The organism is Polaromonas potterensis (assembly GCF_033446725.1).
Lineage (GTDB): Bacteria > Pseudomonadota > Gammaproteobacteria > Burkholderiales > Burkholderiaceae_C > Polaromonas.
In genome coordinates this window covers 174,831-193,678 of sequence record NZ_JAWQLX010000010.1, presented here as the reverse complement: position 1 = coordinate 193,678, position 18,848 = coordinate 174,831, and the positions used below count along the sequence as shown (strand labels likewise).

The 18,848-nt window shown below is 62.1% G+C and carries 19 protein-coding genes; 9 read left to right on the top strand and 10 right to left on the bottom strand.

Translation table 11 applies throughout. The annotated features are described in order from the left end of the window. Nucleotides 1-46 precede the first annotated feature (46 nt). From R6254_RS18040 to R6254_RS18015, 6 genes are all read left to right on the top strand, one after another. Nucleotides 47-838, top strand: coding sequence for an SDR family oxidoreductase (locus R6254_RS18040; RefSeq protein ID WP_318408879.1), 792 nt, complete (start codon nucleotides 47-49; stop codon nucleotides 836-838). A gap of 13 nt (nucleotides 839-851) precedes the next feature. Further along, a complete protein-coding gene (locus R6254_RS18035) occupies nucleotides 852-1,283 on the top strand; it encodes a PaaI family thioesterase (protein WP_318408878.1) in 432 nt (143 codons plus the stop codon). An 87-nt stretch (nucleotides 1,284-1,370) separates the two neighbouring features. Then, entirely contained in the window at nucleotides 1,371-2,387 is a 1,017-nt protein-coding gene (locus R6254_RS18030; RefSeq protein ID WP_318408876.1) for an NADP-dependent oxidoreductase, read from the top strand. A 93-nt stretch (nucleotides 2,388-2,480) separates the two neighbouring features. Continuing rightward, nucleotides 2,481-4,121 carry an isovaleryl-CoA dehydrogenase gene (locus R6254_RS18025; RefSeq protein ID WP_318408874.1) on the top strand — a complete coding sequence of 547 codons (1,641 nt, stop codon included), beginning with the start codon at nucleotides 2,481-2,483 and terminating at the stop codon, nucleotides 4,119-4,121. A 37-nt stretch (nucleotides 4,122-4,158) separates the two neighbouring features. Beyond that, nucleotides 4,159-5,109, top strand: a complete 951-nt coding sequence (locus R6254_RS18020) for a glutathione S-transferase family protein (RefSeq protein WP_318408872.1) — start codon at nucleotides 4,159-4,161, stop codon at nucleotides 5,107-5,109. 9 nt (nucleotides 5,110-5,118) lie between these two features. Next, on the top strand, nucleotides 5,119-6,024 hold the full coding sequence (locus tag R6254_RS18015) for an SDR family oxidoreductase (RefSeq protein WP_318408871.1): 906 nt from the start codon (nucleotides 5,119-5,121) through the stop codon (nucleotides 6,022-6,024). A 9-nt stretch (nucleotides 6,025-6,033) separates the two neighbouring features. Here the strand turns inward: R6254_RS18015 and R6254_RS18010 are convergent, their stop codons facing one another. After that, complete coding sequence (locus R6254_RS18010; RefSeq protein WP_318408869.1) at nucleotides 6,034-6,342, bottom strand: DUF2917 domain-containing protein; 309 nt, start codon at nucleotides 6,340-6,342, stop codon at nucleotides 6,034-6,036. Between the two features lie 81 nt (nucleotides 6,343-6,423). Between R6254_RS18010 and R6254_RS18005 the strand changes: the two genes are divergently transcribed. Beyond that, entirely contained in the window at nucleotides 6,424-7,395 is a 972-nt protein-coding gene (locus R6254_RS18005) for a LysR substrate-binding domain-containing protein (protein ID WP_318408868.1), read from the top strand. On the opposite strand, the gene R6254_RS18000 is transcribed toward R6254_RS18005, so the two are convergent. The 5 genes from R6254_RS18000 to R6254_RS17980 are packed head-to-tail and all read right to left on the bottom strand — an operon-like array spanning nucleotide 7,392 to nucleotide 13,467. Beyond that, on the bottom strand, nucleotides 7,392-7,616 hold the full coding sequence (locus tag R6254_RS18000) for a formate dehydrogenase subunit delta (RefSeq protein WP_318408866.1): 225 nt from the start codon (nucleotides 7,614-7,616) through the stop codon (nucleotides 7,392-7,394). The two genes, R6254_RS18005 and R6254_RS18000, sit on opposite strands and share 4 nt — an antisense overlap. Nucleotides 7,617-7,628: 12 nt before the next feature. After that, nucleotides 7,629-8,462 carry a formate dehydrogenase accessory sulfurtransferase FdhD gene (gene fdhD, locus R6254_RS17995; RefSeq protein WP_318408864.1) on the bottom strand — a complete coding sequence of 278 codons (834 nt, stop codon included), beginning with the start codon at nucleotides 8,460-8,462 and terminating at the stop codon, nucleotides 7,629-7,631. A 21-nt stretch (nucleotides 8,463-8,483) separates the two neighbouring features. Beyond that, nucleotides 8,484-11,357: a formate dehydrogenase subunit alpha gene (gene fdhF / locus R6254_RS17990; RefSeq protein WP_318408862.1), complete on the bottom strand. Its 2,874-nt coding sequence runs from the start codon at nucleotides 11,355-11,357 to the stop codon at nucleotides 8,484-8,486. Between the two features lie 41 nt (nucleotides 11,358-11,398). After that, nucleotides 11,399-12,952 (bottom strand): formate dehydrogenase beta subunit, encoded by a 1,554-nt coding sequence (locus R6254_RS17985; protein ID WP_318408860.1) that lies wholly within the window; start codon nucleotides 12,950-12,952, stop codon nucleotides 11,399-11,401. Continuing rightward, nucleotides 12,949-13,467: a formate dehydrogenase subunit gamma gene (locus R6254_RS17980; protein WP_318408858.1), complete on the bottom strand. Its 519-nt coding sequence runs from the start codon at nucleotides 13,465-13,467 to the stop codon at nucleotides 12,949-12,951. Before R6254_RS17980 ends, R6254_RS17985 begins: the two co-directional genes overlap by 4 nt. Nucleotides 13,468-13,592: 125 nt before the next feature. Between R6254_RS17980 and R6254_RS17975 the strand changes: the two genes are divergently transcribed. Then, on the top strand, nucleotides 13,593-14,672 hold the full coding sequence (locus R6254_RS17975) for a substrate-binding domain-containing protein (RefSeq protein ID WP_318408856.1): 1,080 nt from the start codon (nucleotides 13,593-13,595) through the stop codon (nucleotides 14,670-14,672). A gap of 27 nt (nucleotides 14,673-14,699) precedes the next feature. On the opposite strand, the gene R6254_RS17970 is transcribed toward R6254_RS17975, so the two are convergent. From R6254_RS17970 to R6254_RS17960, 3 genes are read right to left on the bottom strand one after another with little or no spacing between them, the layout of a single operon-like run. After that, a complete protein-coding gene (locus R6254_RS17970; RefSeq protein WP_318408855.1) occupies nucleotides 14,700-15,662 on the bottom strand; it encodes an NAD(P)-dependent oxidoreductase in 963 nt (320 codons plus the stop codon). Continuing rightward, a complete protein-coding gene (locus R6254_RS17965) occupies nucleotides 15,659-16,342 on the bottom strand; it encodes an RraA family protein (RefSeq protein WP_318408853.1) in 684 nt (227 codons plus the stop codon). The genes R6254_RS17970 and R6254_RS17965 overlap by 4 nt, the downstream gene beginning before the upstream one ends. Before the next feature lie 43 nt (nucleotides 16,343-16,385). Next, nucleotides 16,386-17,354: a Bug family tripartite tricarboxylate transporter substrate binding protein gene (locus R6254_RS17960; protein ID WP_318408851.1), complete on the bottom strand. Its 969-nt coding sequence runs from the start codon at nucleotides 17,352-17,354 to the stop codon at nucleotides 16,386-16,388. 96 nt (nucleotides 17,355-17,450) lie between these two features. Between R6254_RS17960 and R6254_RS17955 the strand changes: the two genes are divergently transcribed. Continuing rightward, nucleotides 17,451-18,221 (top strand): IclR family transcriptional regulator, encoded by a 771-nt coding sequence (locus R6254_RS17955; protein WP_318408849.1) that lies wholly within the window; start codon nucleotides 17,451-17,453, stop codon nucleotides 18,219-18,221. A gap of 107 nt (nucleotides 18,222-18,328) precedes the next feature. Here the strand turns inward: R6254_RS17955 and R6254_RS17950 are convergent, their stop codons facing one another. Further along, entirely contained in the window at nucleotides 18,329-18,847 is a 519-nt protein-coding gene (locus tag R6254_RS17950) for a hypothetical protein (RefSeq protein WP_318408847.1), read from the bottom strand. Between the last annotated feature and the right edge of the window lies 1 nt (nucleotide 18,848).

Genomic DNA, 18,848 nt, shown 5'->3' with positions numbered 1-18,848 from the left:
CGACACTCCAAACACACCCAGATTTATCCAACAAGGAACCCCAGCGATGACCCGTACCATCCAGCAATTGTTCGATCTCACCGGCAAAACCGCGCTGGTCACAGGCGGCTCCCGCGGCCTGGGCCTGCAACTGGCGCAAGCGCTCGGCGAAGCCGGCGCAAAAATCATGCTGAGCTCGCGCAAGGCCTCGGACCTGGAAGAAGCCGCGGCCGAGCTGAAAGCAGCAGGCATTGACGTCGACTGGATTGCCGCTGACTGCGCAAAGGAAGAAGATATTCGCCGCCTGGCCGATGAAACCATCAAACGCCTGGGCCACGTCGACATTCTGGTCAACAACGCCGGCGCGGCCTGGGGCGCGCCCGCCGAAGACCACCCGGTGGAAGCCTGGGACAAGGTCATGAACCTGAACATCCGCGGCTACTTCATCCTGAGCCAGCACATCGCCAAACACAGCATGATCGCGCGCCGTTCCGGCCGCATCATCAACGTCGCGTCCATCGCCGGCCTGGGCGGCAATCCGCCCGAGATGACCACGGTGGCCTACAACACCTCCAAAGGTGCGGTCATCAACTTCACGCGTGCACTCGGCTGCGAATGGGGCAAGTACAACATCACCGTCAACGCCATCTGCCCGGGCTTTTTTCCCAGCAAGATGACGGTAGGCACGCTCAAGGCCATCGGCGAAGAAAAACTCGCCGCCCATGCGCCGCTGCTGCGCCTGGGTGACGACGAAGACCTCAAGGGCCTGTGTGTGCTCTACGCCTCGGATGCCGGCAAGCACATCACCGCGCAATGGCTGGCGGTAGACGGCGGTGTCTCGGCCGTGACCGGTGGTTGATCTGGAGTCCGTCATGAAATTCGGCGTCGAGATTCCCTTCGTCCAGCACCTGGGCTTTGAACTCAAGCTCTTCGAAGGCGGGCAATCGCAGATCGACTACTTGCCTAAACCCGAGCATTTGAACTCGTTTTTTGTCACGCACGGCGGCGCGCTGATGACTTTGCTGGACGTGATCATGGCGACGGCGGCACGCAGTGTGCAGCAGGACATGGGGGTGGTCACCATCGAGATGAAAACCAGCTTCATGCAGCCGGCGCGCGGCCAGCTTTCGGCCAAGGGCCGGCTGATGCACCGCACCGCCACCATGGCGTTCACCGAAGGAACGATCTACGATGCAGACGGGCGGGCTTGTGCCCATGCCACCGGCACCTTCAAATTCGTCAAGCGGCTGGCCGTGGGGCCGAAAGACGTGAACCCGCTGAATACCGTCATTTCGACGGATTAGTGCTTTTTTATAAGCAAAACCGTGCTCCAGCCCAGACTCCACGGGCGCAAGCAGCTCTGTAATTGATAGCGTTTTCAGGAGATCACCATGCCCGTCAACCAGCAAATCCTGTTGGACAACCGTCCCACCGGCGAAGCCGTCGCCAGCAACTTCAAACTCGTCAGCAGCAACACCCCGGCGCTGCAGGACGGTCAGGTGCTGGTGCGCCACCACTACCTGAGCCTGGACCCCTACATGCGCGGACGCATGAACGATAAAAAAAGTTATACCGCACCGCAGCCGCTGGCCCAGGTGATGGGCGGCGGCACGGTGGGGGAAGTGGTCGAGTCCAAAAACCCCAAGTTCACGGCCGGCGACAAGGTGGTTGGCATGGGCGGCTGGCAAGAGTACAGCGTCGTGGATGCGAACCAGCCGGGCGCCTTGCGCAAGGTGGACACCACCCATGTGCCGCTGTCGCACTACCTGGGCGCGGTGGGCATGCCGGGCGTGACCGCCTGGTACGGTCTGGTGAAAATCATTGAACCCAAAGCCGGCCAGACCATGGTGGTCAGCGCCGCCACCGGTGCCGTGGGTAGCGCTTTTGGTGCGCTGGCCAAGGCACGTGGCTGCCGCGCGGTGGGTATTGCCGGCGGTCCTGAAAAATGCAAATACGCGGTTGAAGAGCTCGGCTTCGACGCCTGCATCGATTACCGCCTGCACAAGGATGCCGACTCGCTGTCCAAGGCGCTCAAAGACGCATGCCCCGATGGCATCGACGGCTATTTTGAAAACGTGGGCGGCATGGTGCTGGACGCCGTCCTGACCCGCATGAATGCCTTCGGCCGCATCGCCTTGTGCGGCATGATTGCCGGTTATAACGGCGAGCCCTTGCCCATGGCTTACCCACAACTGATCCTGACCAACCGCCTGAAGCTCCAGGGTTTCATCGTCAGCGAACACATGGAAGTGTGGCCTGAGGCACTGACCGAACTCGGCACGCTGGTGGGCACCGGCAAGCTGCGGCCGCGCGAGTCTGTTGCGCAAGGTATAGCCGCCGCGCCCGAAGCGTTTCTGGGCCTGCTCAAGGGCAAAAACTTCGGCAAGCAGCTGGTCAAGCTGATCTGAACATGTTGCCCTCACGGTCGTCCACCGAGGGGGCAACAGCCCCCTGGGGTCGGCTGGGTGGCGACTGATTCCTTCCTACAAGCGAGGCCATCCATGGAAGCGACGCACGAGGTCTTCAACCAGCCACAGCCGCTGGTCGACTACAACCTGTTCGAGACGAATCGGCCCCTGCGGGATGCCTTGCGCTTCAACGCGCCGGCGCTGGACACGACGACGCTGGTGACCTTGGGGGCGACGCTAGGCAGCGACGACATGCAAACCCATGCGCGGCTGGCCAACATCCACACGCCCGAGTTGCACAGCCATGATCGTTTTGGCCGGCGTGTGGACCGGGTCGAGTTTCATCCGAGTTATCACGCGCTGATGACGCTGTCCGTTGGCGCCGGGCTGCACGGCACGCCTTGGGCGCAGGAAAGTCCGTCTCCCCACGTTCTCCGCGCCGCGGGTTTCATGCTTTTCACCGAGCTTGAGCCGTCGACCTTGTGCCCGATTTCAATGACTTACGCCGTCACCCCGGCCTTGCGCAGCAATGCGGCCCTGTATGCCGACTGGGCACCCAAGCTCACCAGCCGCGCCTACGATCCGGCCCTCAAGCTGTTTTCCGGAAAAGCCGGCGTGACCATGGGCATGGGCATGACCGAAAAGCAGGGCGGCTCGGACGTGCGCGCCAACACCACCCAAGCCGTTCTGGATGGCAGCGACAACTGGGGCCAGCGTTACCGGCTGACCGGCCACAAATGGTTTTTCTCGGCACCCATGTGTGATGCCTTCCTGGTGCTCGCGCAGGCGTCGGCCGGGCTGAGTTGTTTTTTCCTGCCGCGCATGCTGCCTGACGGCAGCCTGAATGCCATCCACATCCAGCGCCTCAAGGACAAGCTGGGCAACAAGGCCAATGCCAGCTCCGAAGTCGAGTTTGAAAGCGCCACCGCCTGGCTGGTCGGCGAAGAAGGCCGCGGCATCCCGCAAATTCTTGAAATGGGCACCATGACGCGGCTGGACTGCGCGCTGGGCACCAGCGGCCTGATGCGCCAAGCCTTGAGTATTGCACTCAACCATTGCGAGCAGCGCCAGGCCTTCGGCAAACCACTGATCACCCAACCCCTGATGCGCAACGTGCTGGCCGATCTGGCACTTGAATCGGAAGCCGCCACCGTGCTGGCCATGCGTCTGGCCCGCGCGTTTGACCACAGCGGCGATGCCCATGAGCAAGCCATGGCGCGGCTGTTGACGCCGGTCGCCAAGTTCTGGATCTGCAAACGCGGCAGCCATTTTGCGCAGGAAACCATGGAATGCCTGGGCGGCAACGGTTATGTGGAAGAGGGCGGCGAAGGGGTGATGGCCCGTATCTACCGCGAGATGCCGCTCAACTCCATCTGGGAAGGCGCCGGCAACATCATGGCGCTGGACCTGCTGCGGGCCTTGCGCAGGGCGGACGCCGCTGCCGCGCTGGCACAGGAGCTGGCACCGGCACGTGGCGCCCACCCCGCGCTGGACCGCCTGGCCGCGGCCTTGCCCACACAGGTGGAAGACATGGCCACCGAAATGGAAGCGCGCCGGCTGGCACAAGACGTGGCGCTGGCCGTGCAGGCCGCGCTGCTTTATCAAAGTGCCCCTGCCGGCGTGTTTGGCGCTTTCTGCGATTCCCGCCTGGCCGGCAACTGGGGCCAGGCCTTCGGCACGCTGGGCGCCGGCCTGGACCTGGACGCCTTGATCACGCGGGCCATGCCGCGATGAAGACAGATCACATCACAGCACACCTCCTGGAGCCGACATGAACGAGCTGATTCTTCACCACTACCCGACCTCGCCGTTTTCGGAAAAAATCCGCCTCATCCTTGGCTACAAACAACTGGCCTGGAAGTCGGTGATCATCCCCAGCATCATGCCCAAGCCCGATGTACTGGCGCTCACCGGTGGTTACCGCAAGACACCGGTCCTGCAAATCGGCGCCGACATTTATTGCGACAGCGCCTTGATCTGCGATGTGCTGGAGCACCTTCAACCCGCCCCCGCGCTTTACCCGGAACCTGGCAAAGGCCTGGCCCGTATCCTGGCCCAGTGGGCTGACAGCACGCTGTTCTGGGCGGCCATGGCACACAACCTCGGCCCCAAAGGTGCAGCCCACATGTTTGGCAGCGCCTCACCCGACACGGCCCGGGCTTTCGGTGAAGACCGCAAGGCCATGAGCGGCAACATGACCCGCTTGCGTCCGGCGGACGCCACGGCCGCCTACAAATCCTATTTGCGGCGCCTGTCGGACATGTTGGATGAACAGCCCTACCTGCTGGGCCAGGCACCCTGTATCGCCGACTTTGCCGCCTACCACCCGCTCTGGTTCACCCGCGTGTGTACCCCGGTGGTGGCGGATATCCTGGAACACACACCGGCCGTGCTCGGCTGGATGGACCGCATGCATGCGATTGGCAGCGGCCGCATGGACAAGTTTGATGCCACGCAAGCCATAGCCACCGCGGCCGCCACCGAGCCCCTGCCGGTCGGCCACGGCCTGTTGCGTGACAGCACCTTCCAGGATGAACACGGCATCCCGCTGGGCAGCCGCGTCAGCATCACGGCCGAAAGTTTTGGCCCCGAGCCGACCGAAGGCGAACTGATCGCCGCGACCCGCACGCACTACAGCCTGCGTCGCTCGGATGAACGGGTCGGCACGGTGCATGTGCATTTCCCGCGTATTGCTTATGTGCTTAAAAAAGTGGATGTTTAAAGGACTCTCATGATCACGGATTTCAAAGGCAAAACAGCGGTTCTCACAGGTGCAGGCTCGGGCTTCGGCCTGGAGTGTGCACGTATAGGCGCGAGGCTGGGCATGAACCTGGTGCTGGCCGATGTGCAGCAGGACGCCCTCGACAAGGCCGCGGCCGAAATCTCGGCCACCGGTGCGAAAGTGTTGGCTTACCGGCTCGACATCTCCAAAGCCGCCGAGGTGGAAGCGCTGGGCCAGGCCGTGTTCAACCGTTTCGGCGCGCCACATTTTGTCTTCAACAACGCCGGCGTGGGGGCAGGCGGCCTGATCTGGGAAAACACGCTGCAAGACTGGGAATGGGTCATAGGCGTCAACCTCATGGGTGTGGCCCACGGCGTGCGTGTGTTCACACCCATGATGCTGGAAGCCGCCAGACAAGACCCGGCCTGGCAAGGCCACATCGTCAACACCGCCAGCATGGCCGGCCTGCTCAATGCACCCAACATGGGCATTTACAACGTCAGCAAACATGCGGTGGTCAGCATGAGCGAAACGCTGTACCAGGACTTGAGCCTGGTCACCGACCAGATCAGCGCCTCGGTCTTATGCCCCTTCTTTGTGTCCACCGGCATCAGCCAGAGCCATCGCAACCGGCCGGGCGAACTGGAAGCCGCCAAACCCACCAAAAGCCAGCTGATCGGCCAGGCCATGAGCGACAAGGCCGTGGGCTCCGGCAAGGTCACGGCCGCCGATGTGGCACAAAAGGTGTTTGACGCGGTGGCCGCCAACCAGTTTTATATCTACAGCCATCCCAAAGCCATCGGTTCGGTGCAGACGCGGCTGGAAGACATCATGCAGGCGCGTAACCCGACCAACCCATTTGCACACAAGCCCGAGATTGGCATCGAGCTGAAAAAGGCCTTGCGCGAAGCCTGATAGCGGTCATCAAGCGGGCTGCAGCGTCAGACTGGCGCTGGCAGCCCGGTTTTTTTTGCCCAACTGCCATATCGATGGAACGGCAGGTGTCGGGGCCAGACTGAGCGCCGACGGCTGCAGCGCGAAGATCAACACACGACGGTGCTGCGGCGTCATGAAGCTATCGCCGGGGGCCAACACGATGTCGCGCAAGTCCTTGTCCACGGTCACCCACAGGCTGCCTTCACGGCAAATCACTTGCACCCCGGCAGCGTCCGCGACGCTGAACATCGCCTCATGGGCGAGAGACAGATTCAATTGCTTGGAAATGGTGGTCATGACAGTCCTTTCACATTCAGTATGGAAATGAATATACTGATCTACCTCAGAGCTATCAAACGGTGAATTGGAATCTTTCGCATGCAAGCACGGAATGCCAAAACAGCGCCGACGGAGACTCTCACCAGCGGCATTCCGCGCGGGCAACTGCCCCGGCTGGACCTGCTTTACAGCTTTGAAGCGGCCGCGCGCAAGCTGAGCTTCACCCGGGCGGCGACTGAGCTGTTCCTGACGCAATCAGCCGTGAGCCGGCAGATCCAGCAGCTCGAAGACGAACTCGGCACGCCCTTGTTTGAGCGCCGTCACCGCGCTCTCGCACTCACCGATGCCGGCCGCATCATGCAGCGTGCCGTGACCGACTGCCTGGAACGCCTGCGCGATGCCACCACCAGCGTGCGTGCTACCACCACGAGCTTGCGGCAAGTGGCCATCACGACCACACCGGGTTTTGCCTCGCTCTGGCTGATTCCCCGGCTGGCCCGATTTACCGCCACGCATCCGGGCGTGGACGTACGGATTTCCGCCACGCTGGAAGTGCTGGACCTGGAGCGCAGCGGGATCGATGTGTCGGTCCGCCTCAGCGCCATCAGCCACGCCGTGGGCAACATCCTGTTCGAGGAAACGGTGACGCCCGTCTGTTCGCCCCTGCTGCTGACGAATCGCGCCTTGCCCCTGAAGCAGCCCGCCGACCTGGCCAATCACACCTTGCTGGTCACCGACATGCCGCAAGGCCAGCCCCTGACCATCGACTGGGAACCCTGGTTCCGTGTCATGGGCCTGCCCGACATGCGCATGAAGAACACGCTGCGCTTTTCGCAGTATTCCGATGTCGTGGCAGCGGCGGTGGCCGGGCAGGGCGTGGCGATCGGCCGCTTGCCGCTGCTGGCGGAGCTGCTGCGCGACGGCAGACTGGTCGCGCCTTTCAGCGGCGCCGCCTCCCGCTTCGGCTATTTTGTGAATGTCGCTCCGCGTTCGGCCGGCAACGCGGATGCGCAGGATTTCGTGCGCTGGCTGATGACAGAAGCGGAATCCGCGAAGATCGTCTGCGCCTAAAGTACAGAAGCCCTGTGGGTGCGCAAGGCTTCAAGGACGATGTCCTTGAGCTGTACGCCCGCATGTTCATCCATGTGTTGCAACAGGGAGCGCCGCATGCGCGGTTCCCAGAAACGCTTGAGGTGTCCGGCAATGTCCGTCAGGGCCTGCTCGCGGTCGGGCATGGTCTCGAAAAAAGCGCCAATCTGGTTCGCCATGGTGACGAGGTTGTCTGCGTTCATCGATCGCGTCCTTTATGTCTGATTGGCAGCGCGCAGAACACGCTGGGGGTGGGCATACACCACATGGCTTTGATTTCGTGTAAACCCCAGCAACGTGACCTGGGTTTCCTCGGCAAGCTTCACGGCCAGGCTGGTCGGTGCCGAGATGGCCGCCAGAAAACCAATGCCTAACGTCGCGGCTTTCTGCACCATTTCATAACTTGCCCGGCTGGTGATGAGCGCCGCGCCCTTTGAAAAGTCTTCTCCCTTGGCTGCCATGGCGCCTATGAGCTTGTCGAGTGCGTTATGCCGGCCGATGTCTTCACGAACCAGGGCAATGCTTCCATCAGCGGCCATCCACGCGGCTGCATGGGTTGCGCCGGTTTGTTGCTGCAGAAGCTGGCGTACATGCATGGCGTCCATGCCTGCATATAACGCTTCAGCCGTAAAAAGTGCGCTGCTGGCCACGGGCGCAGGGCAGCGGATGGCCTGCTGCAGGGTCTCCGCACCACACAAGCCGCAGCCGGTGCGCCCGGTCAGGTTGCGCCGCTTGTCTTTGAGTGCGGCGAAGCGGCCGCTGGCGATGCGCATCTGTACCTGGATACCGTCTTTCGTCGGGGCGATCTCGCAGTCGAACAACTCAGACGGACCGGCGAGGATACCCTCGCTCAGCGAGAAGCCCAAGGCAAAGTCTTCCAGGTCGTAAGGTGAGGCCAGCATCACCGCATGGGAAATGCCGTTGTATTCCAGCGCCACCGGGATCTCTTCGGCCACGTTGTCGCGGCACAGGCTGAGTTGGTCGTCCCTCCACTTTTCGACGGAAACCTGCACCAGCGCTGTGCGCTCGGGGGATGTCATGGCATTCATGGCGTTCTAGTGTCCTGTACGCTACTTGCCAACTACGGCCAGGTCTTTTTCGTCCGACGGGACCAGGCCTTTCGCCAGCTTGACCTGCTCGTCGGAGAAGCGGCTGTAAGTCTTCTGCCATGCCGATGGTTGCGTCACCGGCATGACTTGCACCGCCGTCACCTTGTATTCCGGGCAGTTGGTGGCCCAATCGGAGTTGTTGGTGGTGATCACGTTGGCGCCGGACTCCGGGAAATGGAAGGTGGTGTAGACCACGCCAGGTTGCACCCGTTCGGTGATGGTGGCGCGCAACACGGTCTGCCCGGCACGCGACTCGATGCCGACCCAGTCGTCCTGCTTGATGCCGCGATCCTCCGCGTCGTGCGGGTGCACTTCCAGCCTGTCCTCGCCATGCCACATCACGTTATCAGTACGGCGGGTTTGTGCGCCCACGTTGTACTGCGACAAGATGCGGCCGGTGGTGAGGATCAGCGGGAACTTGCGCGTGACCTTTTCGGCCGTGGCAAAAAACTGGGTGTTGATGAACTTGCCCTTGCCGCGCACGAACTCACCGATGTGCATGGTCGGCGTTCCCTCGGGCGCTTCGTCGTTGCAAGGCCACTGGATGCTGCCCAGCTCGTCCAGCTTTTTGTAACTCACACCGCGGAAGGTCGGTGTCAGCGCGGCGATCTCGTCCATGATTTCGGATGGGTGCTTGTAATCCATGGGGTAACCCAGCGCATTGGCCAACGCCACTGTGACTTCCCAGTCCGACTTGCCGGCCTTGGCCGGCATGACCTTGCGCACGCGGGAAATCCGGCGTTCGGCGTTGGTGAAGGTACCGTCTTTTTCCAGGAAAGACGAGCCTGGCAGGAAAACATGGGCGTATTTGGCGGTCTCGTTGAGGAACAAGTCCTGCACCACGATACATTCCATGGCCGCCAAGGCGGCGGTCACGTGTTGTGTGTTCGGGTCGGACTGGACGATGTCCTCGCCTTCGCAATACAGGCCCATGAAGGTGCCGTCGAGTGCCGCGTCGAACATATTCGGGATGCGCAGGCCCGGCTCCGGGTCCAGCGTGCATTGCCAGGCTTCTTCAAACTCGGTACGCACCGTCGTGTCCGAGATATGGCGATAGCCCGGCAACTCATGCGGGAAGGAGCCCATGTCGCAAGCACCCTGCACATTATTCTGACCGCGCAAGGGGTTGACACCCACGCCTTCGCGGCCGACATTGCCAGTCGCCATGGCCAGGTTGGCGATACCCATCACCATGGTCGAGCCTTGGGAGTGTTCGGTCACGCCCAGGCCGTAATAAATCGCACCGTTGTTGCCCGCAGCAAACAACCGCGCCGCGCCGCGTAGTTCTTCGGCCGGCACCCCGGTGATGGCCGCCACGGCTTCGGGCGAGTTTCCGGGCTGAAGCACAAATTTCTGCCAATCCTGAAAGGATTGTTCTTCGCAGCGTTCGGCGATGAAAGCGGCATCAAACAAGCCTTCGCTCATGACTACATGCGCCAACGCGGTGATGACCGCCACGTTGGTGCCCGGCATCAGTTTCAGATGGTAGTCGGCCGCGATATGCGGCGACTTGACCATCTCGGTGGTGCGCGGATCGATGACGATCAGCTTCGCCCCCTGGCGCAACCGGCGTTTCATCTGCGAGGCAAACACCGGGTGCGCCGCCGCCGGATTGGCCCCGATGATCATGATGACGTCGGCTTTCATCACCGAATCAAAAGTCTGTGTGCCGGCCGACTCGCCCAGGGTTTGCTTCAGGCCGTAACCGGTGGGGGAGTGGCAAACGCGCGCACAGGTGTCCACATTGTTGTTGCCGAAGGCGGCACGCACCAGCTTCTGGACCAAATAGGTTTCTTCATTGGTGCAGCGCGAAGAGGTGATGCCGCCTATCGAGTCCTTGCCGAACTTGGCCTGGATGCGGCGGAACTCGGCGGCGGCGTAATTGACCGCCTCGTCCCACGACACTTCCTGCCACGGATCGGTGATGGCTTTGCGGATCATGGGTTTGAGCATGCGGTCACTGTGCGTTGCGTAACCCCAGGCGAAGCGCCCCTTGACGCAGGCGTGGCCGTGGTTGGCGTGGCCATTTTTGTTGGGCACCATGCGCACCACTTCATTGCCCTTCATTTCGGCCTTGAAAGAGCAACCCACGCCGCAGTAGGCGCAGGTCGTGATTTTGCTGTGTTCGGCCTGGCCCATCATGATCACGGTTTTTTCAGTCAACGTCGCGGTCGGGCAGGCGTCCACGCAAGCGCCGCAAGAGACACATTCCGATTCCATGAACGACTGATCCTGACCAGCCGACACACGCGACTCGAAACCGCGCCCGCTAATCGTCAGCGCGAAGGTACCCTGTGTTTCCTCGCAAGCCCGCACACAACGGTTGCAGACGATGCACTTGGAGGCGTCGTAGCTGAAGTAGGGGTTGGATTCATCCTTGGCCAACTTCGTGTGATTTTTGCCCTCGTAGCCGTAGCGCACCTCGCGCAGGCCGACCACGCCGGCCATGTCCTGCAGCTCGCAGTTGCCATTGGTCGGACAGGTCAGGCAATCCAGCGGGTGATCGGAGATGTACAGCTCCATCATGCCCTTGCGCAGGTCCGCCAGCTTGGGCGTCTGCGTCTTGATCTTCATGCCGGGCTCGCAAGGCGTGGTGCACGACGCAGGGTAGCCGCGTCGGCCTTCGATCTCCACCAGGCACAGGCGGCAGGAACCGAAAGGCTCCAGGCTGTCGGTCGCGCACAACTTGGGCACGTTGACCCCGGCCTCCACCGCTGCGCGCATCACCGAAGTACCGGCCGCCACGCTGACGGCAACACCATCAATCTCTATCGTGACGGTTTTTTCAGAAACACGCGCCGGTGTGCCGTAATCGAGGTCATTGAGCTGGTTCATGGGGAATCCTTGGATCGTTCTCGTTCATCTGGTTAAGGGCGTCAGGCGGCTTCTTGCAGAGGGCTGCTGCCGAAATCTTCAGGGAAGTGGTCCAGCGCGGACAACACGGGGAAGGGTGTCATGCCGCCCATGGCACAGAGCGAGCCGTTGAGCATCAGGTCACACAAGTCGCGCAGCAAATGAATCTGCTGCGGCCGGTTCTCGTTGGCGATGATCTTGTCGACCGCTTCCACGCCGCGTGTCGAGCCGATGCGACAGGGCGTGCATTTGCCGCAAGACTCGATGGCGCAGAACGCCATCGCATAACGTGCCTGCCTGGCCATGTCGACGCTGTTATCAAACACCACCAGACCGCCGTGGCCCACGCCCGCGCCTATGGCGATGAAGGATTCGTAGTCCATGGGGGTGTCGAACAGCGATTCCGGCAGGTAGGCGCCCAACGGGCCGCCGACCTGCACCGCGCGTATCGGCCGGCCACTGGCCGTGCCGCCGCCGAAATCCATCAGCAGTTCACGCAAGCTCAGGCCAAAAGCCTTTTCCACCAGTCCGCCGTGTTTGATGTTTCCGGCCAGTTGAAAAGGCAAGGTGCCACGCGAACGGCCCATGCCGTAATTCTGGTAAAAAGCTGCGCCACGCGCCAGGATCAGTGGCACAGCCGCCAAAGAAATCACGTTGTTGATAACCGTGGGTTTGCCGAACAGCCCCTCCAGCGCCGGCAGGGGGGGTTTGGCACGCACGATGCCACGTTTGCCCTCCAGGCTTTCAAGCAGGGCGGTCTCTTCGCCGCAGACATAAGCACCGGCCGCCTTGCGCACTTCCAGCTCAAAGGCCTGGCCGGAACCCAGAATGTTGGGGCCCAAATACCCATGCTCGCGGGCAATCACCATCGCTTCGTTCAGCACGGCTATCGCATGCGGGTACTCCGAACGCACGTAGATGTAGCCCAGGGTCGCCCCCACCGCCAGACCGGCAATCGTCATGCCCTCGATCAGCATGAAGGGGTCGTCCTCCATCACCATGCGGTCGGAAAACGTGCCCGAGTCGCCTTCGTCGGCGTTACAGACGATGTATTTTTGCGCAGCTTGCGCGCCCAGCACGGTTTTCCATTTGATGCCGGTCGGGAAGGCTGCGCCACCACGGCCGCGCAGCCCGGAGTCCAACACCTCCTGGACGATGACGGCTGGCGCCATGGTGAGCGCACGTTGCAGCCCGGCATAACCTTCGTGCGCCAGGTAATCCTCCAGCGAGAGCGGATCGGTGATACCCACCCGCGCAAAGGTCAAACGCTCCTGATTTTTCAGAAAAGCGATCTCTTCGGTCAAACCCAGCGCGAGCGGGTGGGCGGCACCCAGAGCCAAGCCGGCGTCGAACAGACTGGCCACGTCTTCTACGGCCACCGGGCCGTAAGCCACGCGACCCTGCGGGGTAGCGACTTCGACCAAGGGCTCCAGCCAGAACATGCCGCGCGAGCCGTTGCGAACAATACGCACATGGATGCCGCGTGCTTGCGCTTCGCGCTGAATGGCGATGGCGACCTCATTCGCACCCAGCGCAATCGCGGTCGAATCTCGGGGAACATAAATCGTGGTGCTCATGGGGTCCCCCGTTTCGCTTCAAGCAGGCGATCCAACTTGGCGGGCGACACGCGGGCATGTAAATCGTCGCCCACCATGACCGCCGGGCCACACGCACATTGGCCCAGGCAATACACCGCCTCCAGCGTGAAGTCGCCATCCGCCGTTGTTTCATGAAAATCGCAGCCCAGTGCCGCTTTCGCATGGTCGACCAGCGCGTCGCTGCCCATGGCCTGACAGGCCTCGGCGCGGCAAATCTGCAGCACATGCCGGCCCGGCGGCGTTTGCCTGAAGAAGTGGTAATAAGTGATCACCCCATGCACCTCGGCGCGCGAAACGTTCAGCCCGTCGGCAATCAGTTGCACGGCTTCCGGTGGGATGTAGCCGATATGCTCCTGCACCCCGTGCAGGATGGGCAACATCGCGCCTGGCATGGTTTTACGCTGGCGGATCACGGTTTCTACGGCGGACCGATCAAATGCCGGGGGCGGCGCCGAGGGCTTTTTGGCCCTCATGCGAATGACTTGTGTGTTCATCTTGTCTCCATGCCTGCCGGCTCATTTAAATATGCTTTTTAAAGCATAAATAATCATCTATCAATCATCGTTTCGTGGAAGTTATCACTGGTATGTTTATTTAACAATAGGCTAGACTTTGCATAATGTACAAAGTCACTATTCAGCCGCACTGGGAAATTACCTCGGATGCGGATGCCCCCCTGGACACCGCGGTGCTGCTGCAATTGCTGACCGCCATCCAGAAAACCGGCTCCATCGCCAAGGCGGCACAAGCCATTGGCCTGTCCTACCGTTACGCCTGGGGTTTGCTGCGGGATGTGGAAAAACTGTTTGGCGACACCTTGATGGACAAGGGCAGGGGGCGCGGCACGGTACTCACACCCTTGGCCGAAAAATTGATCTGGGCCGACCGCCGTGTGGCAGCGCGCCTGTCGCCCATGCTGGAAAGCCTGTCCTCCGAGCTGGAGCGGGAGCTCAACCGAATGACGGCGGGCAAATTCAAGGCGGTGCGCCTGCACGCCAGCCACGGCTTTGCGGTGGCGGCCTTGCTCGCCAAGATCAACCAGGCGCAGTTGCCGATCGAGCTGCGTTATCGCCACAGCACGGACGCCGTGGCGGCGCTGTCACGCCAGGAATGTGACCTGGCTGGTTTTCATGTGCCGCTGGGCGAGTTCGAACCCGCCGCCGTGGCGCTGTATGCCCAGTGGCTGAACAAAAAAACGCACAAGCTGATTCATCTTGCCGTGCGCAAGCAAGGCCTGTTTGTTGCGCCGGGCAACCCCCACGGGATTCACGGACTGAAGGATCTGACCCGGGACGGCGTGCGATTTGTGAACCGCCAGGCGGGCTCAGGTACCCGCATGTTGCTGGAGCTGATGCTGGCCGGCGCGGGCCTCTCGCCCCATGACATCAATGGTTTCGAAAACGCCGAGTTCACCCACTCGGCCGTTGCTGCCTACATCGCCAGCGGCATGGCGGAGGTGGGCTTTGGTGTGCAGACGCCGGCCGAACGTTTCGGGCTGGAGTTCATCCCCCTGGTCCGTGAGCGCTATTTTTTCGCGGTGCCGGTGGCGGCACTGGACGACCCGCTGGTCCAGCAGGTCATCACCATCCTGCAGTCCGACGCTTTCCGTGTAGAGGTGAATGCCCTGGCTGGGTACGACGCAACGGACACCGGAAAAATCCTGTCGCTGGCAGAGGCGTTTGGGAGCGGCGCCCAATAGTCGTCCTCGCTGCGATACAGCCCCGCATCAGGCGGCCAGCGAGAACCCCGTTTTTTGCAGTGCCGCCAGCGTGTTGCGCGCGGCCGCTACACCCATGTTGACATAAGCATCGCCGGTCACGCCGCCGATGTGCGGACTCAGGACAAAACCTGGCTCGTTTTGAAAGAAATGCGCTGCCGTCATGGGTTCCACCGCAAAACTGTCCAGACCGGCCATGGCAACCTGGCCGCTGCGTACTGCGGCCAGCAGCGCCAGTTCGTCGATCAGGCCACCGCGGGCCGTGTTGACCACGATCACACCCGGCTTGCACTGGGCCAAGGTGCTGGCATTGAGCAACTGCCGGTTGTCCGCGGTCAGCGGACAGTGCAACGAGATCACGTCGGAGTCGCGCCAGAGGGTGGCCAGATCGACGGGCTGAATGAAAGACGGCAGGGTGCTTGCAAACGGATCAAACCCGATCACACGCATGCCCATGGCATCACACATCTTTGCAAAACGCTGGCCAATCGCCCCCAGACCTATCAGTCCAATCGTGCGGCCACCGAGTTCCAGGCTCTTGTGTGTCGCCTTGTCCCAGTGCCCGGCATGCATACGTCCGTTGAGTGGCACCACCGACTTGGCGCAGGCCAGCATCAGGGCCAGCGCGTGTTCGGCAACGGCCGCGGCATTGGCGCCGACAGCGGCGGTCACATCGATGCCGCGGGCGGCCGCGGCAGGCTTGTCGATGGTGTCGGTGCCACTGCCATGTTTGGAGATGACCCTGAGCGAAGGAGAGGCATCCATCAACTCGGCCGTGATGCTGCTGTAGCGCACGATGTAAGCCACCGGGTCGTGGCGCCTGGCCAACTCGATCAGCTCGGACACTTGCGGCGTCTTGCCCGCATAAACCAGCTCGTAATCATGAAGCAGCGCGACCGCCTGGGGCGCCAGATCCGCGGCGGTGACAATGATCACCGGCTTGGCGCTTTGCCTTGAAGGCGTGGCGTTCACAGGCTTTCCCCCTCTTTGAGCACACCGGCCGCCACCAGCGACGCAACCAGCCACGGCGCACTGGTTTTACCGCCCTTGATCTGGGCAATGCGTTGGGCCTCGGCCGCCACCTTGTCCGCAGCCAGCGGCAGCAGCGATTCAATTTTCTCGCGCTCCACGACAACCACGCCGTCACCGTCACCGATGATGAAGTCACCGGGATGCACGGTCACGCCGCCCACGGAGACCGGGTGGCCAATACGCCCGCCCACCTGCTTGGTCGGGCCATTCGGGTTGGTGCCGACCGAGAACACCGGGTAGTCCATGTCGTCGATTTCCAGGCTGTCGCGGACGGCGCCGTCAATCACCACGCCGGCCAGGCCCAGCTGTTTGCACGCCGTCATCATGATGGTGCCCATCAACGCCGCGGTCTGGTTGCCCTGACCATCGATGACCAGCACATCGCCGGGTTGGGCCAGCGCCATGGCCGCGTGGATCATCAGGTTGTCGCCAGGGCGAACCTCCACGGTGAAGGCCGGGCCGGCCAGCTTCATGCGCGGGCGCAGCGCCGTGATGCGACCGTGCAGCGCGCCGCGGCGGCCGGCCACGTCGGCCAGGATGGCGGGTTGGTATTGCGCGGCTTGGGCAACGATGGCGGGGGACACGCGGTCGAATGTTTTGATGATGTCGGGCTGATTCATGAAAGGTCCTGGATGGGAAAGTCGGGGAAACCGGGGTGTCAGCTCAGTCCAGCGTTGCGCCGGATTCCTTGATGATGGGGGCCCAGCGTGTGATGTCGCTTTTGATCAGCGCCGCAAACTGCGCTGGCGTTCCGCCTTTCACGTCGGCGCCCTGGTCGTCAAGCTTCTTCTGGACGTCGGCGGCCTTCAGCGCCGTGTTGATCTCCGTGTTCAGAAGCTGCACCACGTCTTTGGGGACGGCCGCAGGCGCCACAAAGCCGAACCAGGTGACGGCTTCAAAACCCTTGTAGCCCGACTCGGCCACCGTAGGCACCTGCGCCAGGTCGTCCAGGCGATTCAGCGAGGTGACGGCAATGGCGCGCATCTTGCCGTTCTTGATGTGGCCGATCAGTGTTGGCACCGAGGACATGTACAACTGCACTTGGCCGCCGATCAGGTCCGTGGCGGCCTGGGCTGCCCCCTTGTATGGCACATGCGTGAACTTGATACCCGCGGTTTTTTGGAACAACTCACTGGCCAGGTGGGCCACCGTGCCGTTGCCCGGCGACGCAAAATTGATGGACGCTGGTTTGGCCTTGCTGGCGTTGACCACGTCGGCCAGGGTTTTGTAGGGCGAATCCGCCGCCACCACCATCACCAGCGGCGCACTGGCCACCAAACCTACCGGGGCCAGGTCCTTGACCGAGTCGTAAGGCATCTTGCGGTAAAGCGTGGGATTGATGGCCAGGTTGCTGGTTTGCCCCAGGGCCAGCGTATACCCGTCCGCCGCGGCCTTGGCGGCCGCATCCACACCCAGGTTGCCGCCGCTACCGGGCCGGTTCTCGATCACGAAGCTCCAGCCCAGCGAGGTGCTCAGCTTGTTTGTGACCACACGCGCAATGATGTCGGTGCCGCCGCCTGCCGGGAAAGGCACGATGACACGAATGGCTTTGCTGGGATAACTCTGGGCCAGCGCAGGAACAGCCAGGGTGGCGAAGAGGGCAGCCAGCAGGCCGCGACGTAGCAAATTCATGAAATGTCTCCGAGTTGTTGTACTGACAGCCCGAATTTTCTTGTGGCGTTCCATTTAACGCAATATAGTTTCGCCAGATGCAACACACTCCACTTTATGAACCTATCCTCCGTCATCCCTGAAGCATCACCCCCCACCAAAGAAACCAGCGGCGTGACGGCCGTGACCCGCGCCCTGCGCTTGCTGGAAGCCTTTGGCACGGCCGATGCCCAATTGACACTGGCCGAGTTGAGCCGCCGCACCGGCATGCACAAGACCACGGCACTGCGTATCGCGCGCACGCTGGCGGCCGATCACTATCTGGTGCAAAAGGAAGACGGCAGTTGGCGGCTGGGCCGGGCGGCGGGTTGGCTGGGCGCGTGTTACCAGGCCACCTTCAACGCGCACGACTTGGTCGAGCCGGTGCTGCGCGACCTCACGGTGCAGACCGGGGAAAGCGCCTCGTTTTATGTGCGAGAAGGCAACCAGCGCACCTGCCTGGCGCGTGTGGACGGCCCGCGCACCATCCGTCACCATGTGCGTGTGGGCATCGGTTTGCCCCTGGATCTGGGCGCACCGGGGCGCGTGATTCTGGCGTTTTCAGGGGAGGCCGGCGAGCCCTACGAAACCATACGCCAGCGCGGCTACCACCTCTCGATGGGCGAGCGCGAACCCGAGGTGTCCAGCGTATCGGCGCCGGTGTTCGGCATCCAGTGGCGACTGCTGGGGTCGGTGTGTATCTCCGGCCCTACCTCGCGCTTGTCGGAGGCGCGTTTGCTGGAGCTGGCTCAAACGGTGATTCAAGCAGCCAACCAGTTGTCATACGCCTTGGCTGGCACCCACAAACCGTCCGCGCAGGCGGGCATGGCGGCGACCTGGCATCCCTAGTCAGCGCGTCAAATGCCAAATTTACATATAAAACAGGGCTCTAGCCCCCATCTATCGAGCGCAAGAAGCTATTGATTTAGGAGCAACCAAGGTCGCAGAAATGCATCTTAAGCGAGCGGCGGATTCTCCAGGCGCACCGGCGTTTTAAGCACACCGTCGCGGCGTTCCAGCCGGTCTTCCAGCTCGCCGATGTAGGCGGCCAGCGTGTTCCCGGACTGGTCGATTTTACTGATCACGGCTTGCTGGGTTTGTGCCAGGCGCTCCGTCAGCGCGCTGGCTTGCGCGGTTTCGCGTTGCTGGACGGCCTTGTTCTGGGCTTCCAGGTAGTTGCGCAACTCGGTGAAGCGCGAGGCCTCGGCCTTGTCAGCCAGCTCGCGCTGCGCATTCAGTTCGCGGGCATTGTGGCGCGACTCCAGCAAATGGGCGCTCTGGATGTACAGCGTGGTCGCCAGAAACACCAGCAAGGCCGCCACGAGCAACACCAGCATGACCAGGCCCAGCGGCGCCTGCACGGTGGTAAAACCCAGGCTCAGCAGGGACGGGCGGCTGAACTCATCCATGTTCAGTGCGGCAAAACCTGCCATCAGCGCAATGGCCACAATCAACACAATGGTTCGGGTACGCATG